Origin of the sequence: Acetobacter fallax, assembly GCF_011516735.1 — a bacterium.
Classification (GTDB): Bacteria; Pseudomonadota; Alphaproteobacteria; order Acetobacterales; family Acetobacteraceae; genus Acetobacter; species Acetobacter fallax.
In genome coordinates this window covers 1-9,622 of record NZ_WOSX01000069.1, presented here as the reverse complement: position 1 = coordinate 9,622, position 9,622 = coordinate 1, and the positions used below count along the sequence as shown (strand labels likewise).

Annotated in this window: 10 protein-coding genes and 1 pseudogene; 4 read left to right on the top strand and 7 right to left on the bottom strand. The window is 58.2% G+C overall.

Annotated features, from left to right (window positions below):
- Positions 1-589 precede the first annotated feature (589 nt).
- Positions 590-1,036 carry a hypothetical protein gene (locus GOB85_RS19885; protein WP_456304249.1) on the top strand — a complete coding sequence of 149 codons (447 nt, stop codon included), beginning with the start codon at positions 590-592 and terminating at the stop codon, positions 1,034-1,036.
- 111 nt (positions 1,037-1,147) lie between these two features.
- Here the strand turns inward: GOB85_RS19885 and GOB85_RS17595 are convergent, their stop codons facing one another.
- Positions 1,148-2,056, bottom strand: coding sequence for a LysR family transcriptional regulator (locus GOB85_RS17595; protein ID WP_173578720.1), 909 nt, complete (start codon positions 2,054-2,056; stop codon positions 1,148-1,150).
- A 98-nt stretch (positions 2,057-2,154) separates the two neighbouring features.
- Here GOB85_RS17595 and GOB85_RS17590 point away from each other — a divergent pair, with 98 nt between their 5' ends.
- Positions 2,155-3,024 carry an aldo/keto reductase family oxidoreductase gene (locus GOB85_RS17590; protein ID WP_173578719.1) on the top strand — a complete coding sequence of 290 codons (870 nt, stop codon included), beginning with the start codon at positions 2,155-2,157 and terminating at the stop codon, positions 3,022-3,024.
- 286 nt (positions 3,025-3,310) lie between these two features.
- Here the strand turns inward: GOB85_RS17590 and GOB85_RS17585 are convergent, their stop codons facing one another.
- Entirely contained in the window at positions 3,311-4,264 is a 954-nt protein-coding gene (locus tag GOB85_RS17585; RefSeq protein WP_173578718.1) for a GlxA family transcriptional regulator, read from the bottom strand.
- A 108-nt stretch (positions 4,265-4,372) separates the two neighbouring features.
- Between GOB85_RS17585 and GOB85_RS17580 the strand changes: the two genes are divergently transcribed.
- Entirely contained in the window at positions 4,373-4,837 is a 465-nt protein-coding gene (locus GOB85_RS17580) for a nuclear transport factor 2 family protein (protein ID WP_173578717.1), read from the top strand.
- 18 nt (positions 4,838-4,855) lie between these two features.
- Here GOB85_RS17580 and GOB85_RS17575 read toward each other — a convergent pair whose 3' ends face one another.
- The 5 genes from GOB85_RS17575 to GOB85_RS17555 all read right to left on the bottom strand — a co-directional run bounded on the left by GOB85_RS17575 (position 4,856) and on the right by GOB85_RS17555 (position 8,548).
- A complete protein-coding gene (locus GOB85_RS17575; protein ID WP_173578716.1) occupies positions 4,856-5,746 on the bottom strand; it encodes an aldo/keto reductase in 891 nt (296 codons plus the stop codon).
- Between the two features lie 48 nt (positions 5,747-5,794).
- The gene (gene bdcA / locus GOB85_RS17570; RefSeq protein ID WP_173578715.1) at positions 5,795-6,508 is read right to left on the bottom strand and encodes an SDR family oxidoreductase; all 714 of its coding nucleotides are present in this window, start codon (positions 6,506-6,508) and stop codon (positions 5,795-5,797) included.
- Positions 6,505-6,957, bottom strand: coding sequence for an SRPBCC family protein (locus GOB85_RS17565; protein ID WP_173578714.1), 453 nt, complete (start codon positions 6,955-6,957; stop codon positions 6,505-6,507). Before GOB85_RS17565 ends, bdcA begins: the two co-directional genes overlap by 4 nt.
- 31 nt (positions 6,958-6,988) lie before the next feature.
- A complete protein-coding gene (locus GOB85_RS17560) occupies positions 6,989-7,750 on the bottom strand; it encodes an SDR family NAD(P)-dependent oxidoreductase (protein WP_173578713.1) in 762 nt (253 codons plus the stop codon).
- A 159-nt stretch (positions 7,751-7,909) separates the two neighbouring features.
- Positions 7,910-8,548 (bottom strand): TetR/AcrR family transcriptional regulator, encoded by a 639-nt coding sequence (locus tag GOB85_RS17555; RefSeq protein ID WP_173578712.1) that lies wholly within the window; start codon positions 8,546-8,548, stop codon positions 7,910-7,912.
- A gap of 106 nt (positions 8,549-8,654) precedes the next feature.
- Here GOB85_RS17555 and GOB85_RS17550 point away from each other — a divergent pair.
- Positions 8,655-9,410 (top strand): annotated as a pseudogene (locus GOB85_RS17550) (MFS transporter); the annotation flags it as partial.
- Positions 9,411-9,622 lie beyond the last annotated feature (212 nt).

Sequence of the window (9,622 nt, the reverse complement as noted above, 5' to 3'; positions counted from 1 at the left end):
CCGTGATTTTCTTGTGTCGGATGGCTGGAAACAGGAACGGCTGGCTCGTATCGTCGGACATGGCGGGTGTGGCTCGGCGTGATCGGAGAAACGGATGGCTTTGACACCCAATTCGTAAACCCAATCAAAAGCTTAGGCGATACCCGCCGCCCAGTCTCGACCGCCCCCGTGAATAAGATGGGCTAGTTCTGTGCCTATTATTGCCATCATAGGGTCCGACGGACGCGGCAAAACCACAACAGGATCTGCCTTGCTCGACTGGATGCGTCAGCATCGACGGGTCGCGTTCTGCCATCTGGGAAAGCAAACGGGATCTCTGGGATGGATCATCGCATGTCTGCCATTTGTCGGCAGTTGTGCAGACCGGCACATCTCCCATACCACAGAGCAGACCCGTCTTGAGGGTCGAACCCGTTTTTCCCCCGCCCTGATCATCTTCGCATTTTCTATGCGTCGCGTTTTGCGATTCCGGAGAATGCTGAGATTACACAATAAGGGGATTATCGTTCTTACGGACCGCTACCCACAGATTGCTTTGCCAGGGGGACTTGACAGTCCTGCACTCACATTTTCGCCGGAAAATGGCAGTGTGGTCCATATGTTAACCGCTCTTGAACGTCGCTTGTACGCGTGGATGACGCATTATAAGCCGGATCTGGTGATCCGCCTCAATGTTGATCTGGAAACCGCCGCATCCCGCAAACCTGACCACAAGCGTTCAACACTGGCCCGAAAAATCACGGACGTTCCGATCCTCTCATTTGAAGAGGCTCCCATCGCGGCTTGCCCTGGCGGCGCGCTACCCGTTCGCCGCTTTCACGCTCACGCCGAAGCCATCGGATCGCCGTCGAAATCCCGATCCCGCACTGCTTCGCCACTGAACGAGTTGACCCGCCCACTGCTCCAGCTTCCAGAACCCGCTCCCGAAGATCGTCACTCAATGCTCGCGCCATCACCATCAATAAAAATGGTGAATCACAATGCACCTTCAGTGTCATCACAACGATTCAGAGTTCAGTGGAGACGCTCTGACTGAAACTCCGATGGTAAAAATGATGGAGACCACAGCCTGTCTGTCTGCAAATAAAAAATCTCGACATTGAAGCAGATTTCGATTGTTCCTTCATATGCATCACGATGGCACTCATTATGCCGGAGACTGACGCGAGCGAATGAAATCTATGAACGCGCGCAGCGGCGGCGGCAACTGGCGGCGACCAGAATAGTAAAGCATCGGTCCTGAAAAAGGTGTGGCCCAGTCTTCAAGCACCACTTCCAGCGCGCCGCTGCGGATGTGAGGAGCCAGCCAGTCTTCAAACAGACAGACGATGCCAAGACCCGCTGTGGCCGTTTCAACCAGGAGATCGCAGGCTGATCCGGGCTGGACCAATAAAGGCCCTGGTGGATCGAGGCGAATAATCTCGCTGTTTTTCTCGAACTCCCACATGGCTGGCGCGCCGCTGGAGAAGCGAAGACGCAGACAGGAGTGTTCCAGCAACTCGCCTGGATGCCTGGGACGTCCCTTCGCAGACAGATAGGATGGTGCGGCCGCAGTAAGAACACGCTGAGTGCCCGGCCCGATGGGGACAGCAATCATATCCTGTTCCAGACGTTCTTCATAACGGATGCCTGCATCCGCGCCAGAGGCGAGAATATCGATAAAACTATCCTCGACCGTCACTTCCACGCGGATTTGCGGGTGAGCAAGCAAGAAGGGCGACAGAATGCCCGGTAGCACAGTCCGGGCCACATTGGCCGGCACATTGAGGCGGATCGTGCCCGCAGGCTGGTCGGTTTGCGTATGGACCGTATCGAGCGCGGCGCTGATCTCAGTAAGGGCTGGCGAAAGCCGCTCGAACAGCCGGGCGCCCGTTTCTGTCAGCGAGATGCTGCGTGTGCTGCGATGAAGCAGCCGCGTACCAAGACGGGTTTCCAGTCGCCGCAGAGCTTCGCTGAGTCCGGACGCTGAAAAACCTGAAACGCGCGCAGCCTCGCGAAAACCACCCGCCCGTGCAACAGCGACGAAGGCTGAAAGATCATCAAGCTCGGATGACATTGTGCGAATTTCCGTACAGCCCGTTCAGGATTGAACAACTTATCGATCATTCGAGCGTAGTCCATGTTTGGTGTGCACCCCTTATCAAGGAGATACCAATGAGCAGTCGTGCCAATGCAGGAACTTTTTCACTCGGCGACCGTGTCGTGAACCGCATGGGATATGGGGCGATGCAGCTTGCTGGCCCTGGTGTATTCGGACCGCCACGGGACCGCGAAGCCGCTGTTGCTGTGCTTCGCACCGCTGTCGAAGCTGGCGTCAATCATATCGATACCAGCGACTTCTATGGGCCGCATGTCACCAACCAGATCATCCGCGAGGCGCTGCATCCTTACGGCGATGACCTCATGATCGTGACCAAAGTTGGTGCGGTGCGTGGTGAGGATGCGTCATGGCAGCCAGCCCAGAACGCGGAAGATCTGACCAGGGCCGTGCATGACAATCTGCGCAATCTGGGGCTTGATCGGCTTGAGGTGGTTAACCTGCGGCTGATGGGTGACATCTTTGCTCCCAAAGAAGGCTCGCTGGCAGAGCCGTTTTCGGCACTGGCTGCTCTCCGTGAACAGGGCCTCATCCGTCATCTCGGCCTCAGCAATGCGACTGCCGCGCAGGTGGCCGAAGCGCAGACGATCGCGCCGGTCGTATGCGTGCAGAACCATTACAACCTTGTTCATAGAAAGGATGATGGGCTGATCGACGCGCTGGCCGCACAGGACATTGCCTATGTACCATTTTTTCCGTTGGGTGGGTTCAGTCCGATCCAGTCGGATGTCCTGTCCGGGATTGCAGCCGATATCGGAGGAAGCCCGTTGCAGGTTGCGCTCGCCTGGTTGCTGGCCCGTTCACCTAACCTGCTCCTCATCCCGGGGACTTCAAATCCCCTTCATTTGTTGGAAAATCTTGCAGCAGCAACGCTGGAACTGTCGGCTGATGTTCAGGCGCGCCTTGACGCTATTGCCACCGCTTAATTCTGGAAGCCTGTTCGAACCAGAACCGTTTTGGTGCGTGGTGCTGCAGGCTTTCCGCTTGCAGTACCCTCTGCCGAAAGACTTTTAGTTACGGGATGCCAGCCTGTTCAATCCGAAAATGAAATTCGTCGCTCACTTATTTGCGTTTTTCGGAAATCACAAAGAGCTGTTCTATGCCGGTGATACCTGGGAAGAACCGGGCAAGCCGGCGACGACCCTCGGAATATTCGCCATACAACTCCACCAGAAGCGGACGCTCACATGCTGAGCGTGACCCGGGCGTTTTTTAGCCCGGATTGCCATTTGCATTTCGCCGGACAGCCTGAGGCGGTTGGTGAAACTCACGCAGGAAGGCACGCCGCATCCGCTCGGGATCATGGAACCCGGTCATGACAGCAATGGTTTCGATGGGGAGCGTGGATCGCTCGACACGCTCCCGTGCGGCTTCCAGACGCAGTCGTTCGACTGCTCTGGCGGGGCTCATTCCCACGGCTGCCCGGAAGCTGCGTGAAAAATTTCGGGGGCTCATACCGACCTGGCTGGCGAGGACGTCCACGGTCAGGCGCTGTTTCAGGTTGGACCGGATCCACCCCGGAAGCCCGGCAAAGCGTTCCTCAGTGTTTCCCATCTCAAGGAGAGCCGAGAACTGGGACTGTCCTCCGGGGCGGTGATAGAAAACCACCATCTGCTGGGCCGTGCGGCGCCCGATATCCGCACCGAGATCTTCGGTCACCAGCGCCAGAGCCATGTCGATTCCTGCGCTGATGCCCGCAGACGTCCAGACCGGGCCATCCTGGACATGAATGGCATCTGCCGAGACCCTGACTTCCGGAAACTGTGCTGTCAGGGTTCCGGCCTGTTGCCAGTGCGTCGTCACGCGGCGTCCATCGAGCAGGCCGGCCGCCGCCAGCAGAAAAGCTCCTGTACACACGCTGCATATCCGACGTGCCGTGGTCGCCTGATATCGGATGAAGGCCAGTAACTCCGGGCAGGTCATGGCCTGTTTGTGACCTTCGCCCCCGACGACGACGAGCGTGTCAAAAGATCCCGCCGTCGCGAGCGGGACGGTCTCGATCGCCATCCCGGAAGACGACCGGACCAGGCCGCCATGTCGGGACAGGGGCGTCGTCTCATACGGAGCGCCCCCAAATGCACCGGCGATCTCGAAGGCTGCCGTCACTCCGGCCGCGTCGAGCAACTGGAAGTCAGGATAGAGAAGAATACCGATCTGTCTGGACATGTCCTGAAATGAGGGATCATTGTCCTTTCGTCAAACACTCTTCCGGGAAACACTGGCAGATGCCGGATCGATCCGTGATCCATCCTTGAATCAGAGGCGGAATTCCCAATGTCCCGACCCCCGTTTCCCCCCTTTAATGCCGAAACCGCTGTTCAGAAGGTCCGTCTCGCGGAAGATGCCTGGAACGGCCAGGATCCTGAAAAAGTGGCGCAGGCCTATACGCCCGATAGCCAGTGGCGCAATCGCTCGGAATTCATCCGCGGACGAGAGGACATTGTGACGTTCCTGACGCGGAAATGGGAGCGGGAGCAGGAATATCGGCTCATCAAGGAACTCTGGGCTTTTCAGGACAACCGGATCGCGGTCCGTTTTGCGTATGAATGGCAGGACCAGACCGGCCAATGGTTCAGATCGCATGGGAACGAGAACTGGGAATTCGATGAAAACGGGTTGATGCGTTACCGCGTGGCGTCAATCAACGACCAACCCATTTCAGCCACCAGCCGCCTGTTTCACTGGCCTGAGGGACGACGTCCTGACAGTCACCCCGGCCTTTCGGCACTGGGACTATGACTGTCCGGGAGCGCTCACCTACGGCGTTGACCGGAACGCCTTGCGTCCTTCCGCATCCAGAGCCGCGAAGTCCTCGTCGGAGAGTGTGATGTCGGCAGCGGCGACGTTCTGCTCCAGATGCGCGACTTTCGAGGTGCCGGGAATCGGCAGCATCACCTTGCTGCGCTTCAGGACCCAGGCAAGAGCGATCTGGCTGGGATGGGCGCCGTATTTCTTCGCCATGGTGTCCAGAATCGATCCCGGTTTGGCGAGGTCGCCGGCCGCGAGCGGGAACCACGGGATGAACCCGATGTTCTGTGCCGCGCAGTAATCGAGCACGTCCTCGCTCGTGCGATCGACGAGATTGTAGCGGTTCTGGACGGTCGCGACATCAAAGAACTTCGACGCCGACTTGATGTTTTCGACGGAGACCTCGCTCAGTCCTGCATGGCGGATCAGTTTCTGATCGATGAAGGACCGCACCGCATCGAACTGCTCGTCCGCCGGAACTCTGGGGTCGATCCGGTGCAACTGCCACAGATCGATCTGCTCGACGCCGAGATTGCGCAGGCTCTTGTGCACCTGCTGCAGCAGATATTCCGGTCGCCCGACCGGCTTCCAGATGTCCGGTCCCGAACGGGTCAGGCCGCTCTTTGTCGCGATCACGAGGCCCTTAGGATAGGGATGCAGCGCCTCTTTGATCAGCCATTCTGAGACATCGGGTCCGTAGGAATCGGCGGTGTCGATGAAGTTGACCCCGAGTTCGGGAAGGCGCTTCAGCGTGCGGATGGCTTCGTCATGGTCGGCAGGCGGACCCCATATGCCTTTGCCGGTAATGCGCATTGCGCCGAAACCGAGCCGGTTGATGTCAAGATCGCCGCCGATCCTGAAAATGCCGGACCGGGCGGCGCTGTCGGGTGAGTGAATCATGGGCTTCGTTCCTGTTTTCCAGCGAGTGGTTGGAGATCAGTCATTCCGTCAGGCGGCAAAGCCACCATCGATGTTGTATGCGGCGCCGGTGATGATGCCAGCCTCTGGCCCGGCAAGATACGCTACCAGCCCCGCGATCTCTGCACCCGTGGCATGGCGTTTGATCGCCATGAAGCCGTGCATTATGTCCTTCAGCGGCCCCTCAGCAGGGTTCATGTCGGTATCGGTGGGACCGGGCTGGACGACATTGACGGTGATGCCGCGCGCCCCGAAATCACGCGCCAGTCCCCTGGCCATGCCTTTCAATGCCGATTTGCTGGCACTGTAGGCAGCAAGTCCACTCATCGGCATACGGTCGGCATTGGCTGAGCCGATGAAGATGATGCGGCCTCCGTCAGGCATATTTCGTGCGGCGGCAACCGCCGCGTGGTACGGCGCGTGGATATTGATACGGAAAAGCCGGTCGATGTCATCCGGCGGCATATCCAGTGGATCGCCCGCGCCAAGAATTCCGGAATTGACGACCAGCACATCCAGAGGGCCGAGCGAGTTGATCAGCGCGATGAGGGCGTCCCGGTCGCCACTGTCGGCGCGCATGGCCTTGCTGCCGGTCTCGGCCGACAGGGCGTGAGCGTCATCAGGGGAGGACAGATACGTGAAAATGACTTTCGCGCCATCCGTTGCGAAACGACGCACGATGGCGGCCCCAATCCCACGACTGCCGCCCAGCACGAGAACGGATTTGCCATGAAAGCTGCTCATAACAATGTTGCCTCTGATGCCAGTATCATTGCGATTTTATCGAAGGCGGGTTGGTAGATGTGTGTCGGCATCCGGGCCTCCGTACTGGCGGCGTGATCGGCCGGCGCCTCGAATTGCCCCTGCCACCGGATGAACGTGCCGTTGATCGCCGTTATGGGAAGAAGGCTGATCGTAGAACGATAGTTCCGGATCGGCAGGGCTGATTCAACGATCGAGAACGTTACCGCATGATCCACGTCGGAAAGCGCCAGCAGTTGTTCACGGATAAGCCCGACATCCCCCATTTCAACACGGCGGATCGCACCGACGCGGTCGCCGGGCTCATCGCCTTCGATCACGCAGCTTTTCACGCCCGGCAACCAGCTTCCAAGGGCGCTGAAATCACGGATCAGCCTCCAGACGGATGAAACGGGCGCAGGAATGACGCTGCTGGCCATAACGTGGATCATAGGGACTCTCCCGGTTGTGACTGTCTGGCTGTCATAACGACTGACCTCCTGTCACCTCGATGCGTTGACCATTCACCCAGCGCATGTCGTCAGACAGAAGGGCACGGACCGCAGCTCCGATGTCATCGGGTTGTCCGACCCGCCCCAGAGGCGTGATTTCTGCGAGACTCTTGTTGATCATGGCATCGTCACGGACCAGACCGTCACCGAAGTCCGAGGCAACCGCGCCGGGGGCGACGGCATTGACCGTAATACCGCGCTCGCCCAGTTCCTTCGCTATATAGAGCGAAATGACCTCGGTCGCCGCTTTCATGGCCGAGTAGGGACCATGATCCGTCAGATAGAAGCGTGTTGCGGCGGAGGTAATGTTGAGGATGCGACCACCATCGCGGATCAGGGGCAGAAGGGCTACCGTCAGCAGGTAGGGGCCCTTGAAGTGAATGTTGTACTGATTGTCGAGTTGTTCGGACGTCGCGGCATCGAAGCGCGTGTGGATGATATTGCCGGCGTTCTGGACAACATAATTCAGTGCCTGCTGTCCGAACGCGTTTGCGAGAAGGGCTCTGACCCGCTCTGCAAAATCCGTGAACGACGCATGGTTCGCGATATCCAGTTGCAGCATGTGCAGCTTTGCGTCGCCCTGGCTGAGGGCAGTTTCGGCTGCTTTCGCCTCGTCTTCATTGGCGTGCCAGGTGCCGATCACGCTGATGCCGGAGGCAATCAGGTGCTTCGCAATACTGTAGCCGATACCGCGATTGGCGCCCGTGACGAATGCGATTTTTTGTTTGTTCATAAACGTGATTCCCTGACCGAGACACGGTGATATGTTCCGGAATATAATTCCGTACTGATCAGTCCATAATATGCATGTATATCTATGGTCAAGGAATTATGGAATGAGTAATACGGAAAATGGATGCCGGGCCCGGATGCCCTCGTCTCCTTTAGCTGCTCAGCGTTTTTTTGACCGTTTTTCTGTTTCGGGCTTCACTGCGTTGATATCCCACAATGTAAGAAGGGATGTGACGGCCGCATCCAGATTTTTTGACGTCATCCCGTCCCTGGCTTCGCATGTCATGCCATGGAAAAATGTCGCGAGAATATCAGGAAGAACTTTTGTTACTGTGGAATCCTGAAGTTCACCGCTGGCAATGGCGCGTTTCACGCAGGCCCGGATGCCTGCCCGCGTCCGCTTTCTCTCTTCGGCAAGAAGAGCCTGTACAGGTTCGTTTTCGGGTGAGCAGTTGCTGGCGCCGGACACGACCAGACATCCGGCCGGGTGTGTGCGGGCAGCCTGCATGCGTGCCGAGCCGCGCAACGTCCGTTCGATCGCATCGCGCGGTGCCAGGCTTTCGTCCCATAAGGGCGCCATGACCTGTCCGTAAGTCGCCAGATAATGCTGCACGACTTCGCGAAACAGGGCTTCCTTCGAGCCGAACGCGGCGTAGAAGCTCGCGGGCGAAATGTTGCCCATGCAGGACCTGAGTTGCGTCAGGGAGGTCGGTTCATAGCCCTGCGACCAGAAAAGCGCCGTAGCGGCGTCAATCGCCCTGTCCCTGTCAAACTCACGGGGACGACCTGTCCGCGCCATGCTGTCGCTCCTTCTGAAAGACTTTCATATTAAGTGATCCAGAAGTGGATTGCCAGGATTTTGCGGCTCTCATATATGTACCGATCGATCTATATATGAGAGCCACATGACCCTCGATATGACATCCACCAGCAAGAGCCCCGATGACAGACTACCTGTATCTGGCCTGCTCGCACTGGCCATGACCGGCTTTATCTGCATCATGACCGAAACTCTTCCGGCCGGTCTTCTGCCCGAGATCGGGGCCGGCCTGCGTATTTCCCCGGCGCTGGCAGGACAGATGGTCACGGCTTATGCCTTCGGCTCCCTCTCCGCTGCGATCCCGCTGACACTTGCCACACAGCGATGGCGGCGGAGACGGGTTCTGCTGCTGGCGATCATCGGCTTTGTGATCTTCAATTCCATCACCGCGTTTTCGACGCATTATGGCGCGACTCTCGTGGCCCGTTACGGAGCGGGTGCGGCGGCGGGTCTCGCCTGGGCGTTACTGGCTGGCTATGCGCGCAGGATGGTGACGCGCGCCCGGCAGGGCCGCGCTCTGGCGATTGCCATGGTGGGCACGCCGATCGCGCTCTCGATCGGGGTTCCCGCCGGGACGTGGTTGGGTGCTGTTCTGGGATGGAGGCTGGCTTTCTGGATCATGTCGGGACTGACCCTCCTGCTGATTGTCTGGGTTCTGGCAAAGGTTCCTGATTTTCCTGGCATAGCGCATCATGAGCGCCTGCCTTTCCGGCGTGTTCTGCGAACGCCTGGCGTGCGGTCTGTTCTGGGCGTTGTGATGGCCTGGATGCTCGCGCACAATGTTCTCTACACCTATATCGTTCCGTTCATCACACCTGCTGGGCTGGCAGCACAGGCAGATGGAGGGTTCTAAAAACCCTCCTTTTTCGATCACAGCAGAGTCATAACTCATTGATATTGCGCATTACACAAAAGCTTGGATAGGGGTTTTTCGAACCCTCCATGTTTTCGTTCGCTTCGCCATCATGTATCTGGTCAGCGGTCTCAGTCCTTCGACGATGATCGCGAAGCCGCGAACGCCGTAATCAAAACGGAGGAGCGCAAGGCTCTTCT

Coding starts and splice junctions, on each gene's coding strand:
- GOB85_RS17595 (WP_173578720.1), bottom strand. CDS start 2,056: ATGTCATCCGAGCTTGATGATCTTTCAGCCTTCGTCGCTGTTGCACGG.
- GOB85_RS17590 (WP_173578719.1), top strand. CDS start 2,155: ATGAGCAGTCGTGCCAATGCAGGAACTTTTTCACTCGGCGACCGTGTC.
- GOB85_RS17585 (WP_173578718.1), bottom strand. CDS start 4,264: ATGTCCAGACAGATCGGTATTCTTCTCTATCCTGACTTCCAGTTGCTC.
- GOB85_RS17580 (WP_173578717.1), top strand. CDS start 4,373: ATGTCCCGACCCCCGTTTCCCCCCTTTAATGCCGAAACCGCTGTTCAG.
- GOB85_RS17575 (WP_173578716.1), bottom strand. CDS start 5,746: ATGATTCACTCACCCGACAGCGCCGCCCGGTCCGGCATTTTCAGGATC.
- bdcA (WP_173578715.1), bottom strand. CDS start 6,508: ATGAGCAGCTTTCATGGCAAATCCGTTCTCGTGCTGGGCGGCAGTCGT.
- GOB85_RS17565 (WP_173578714.1), bottom strand. CDS start 6,957: ATGATCCACGTTATGGCCAGCAGCGTCATTCCTGCGCCCGTTTCATCC.
- GOB85_RS17560 (WP_173578713.1), bottom strand. CDS start 7,750: ATGAACAAACAAAAAATCGCATTCGTCACGGGCGCCAATCGCGGTATC.
- GOB85_RS17555 (WP_173578712.1), bottom strand. CDS start 8,548: ATGGCGCGGACAGGTCGTCCCCGTGAGTTTGACAGGGACAGGGCGATT.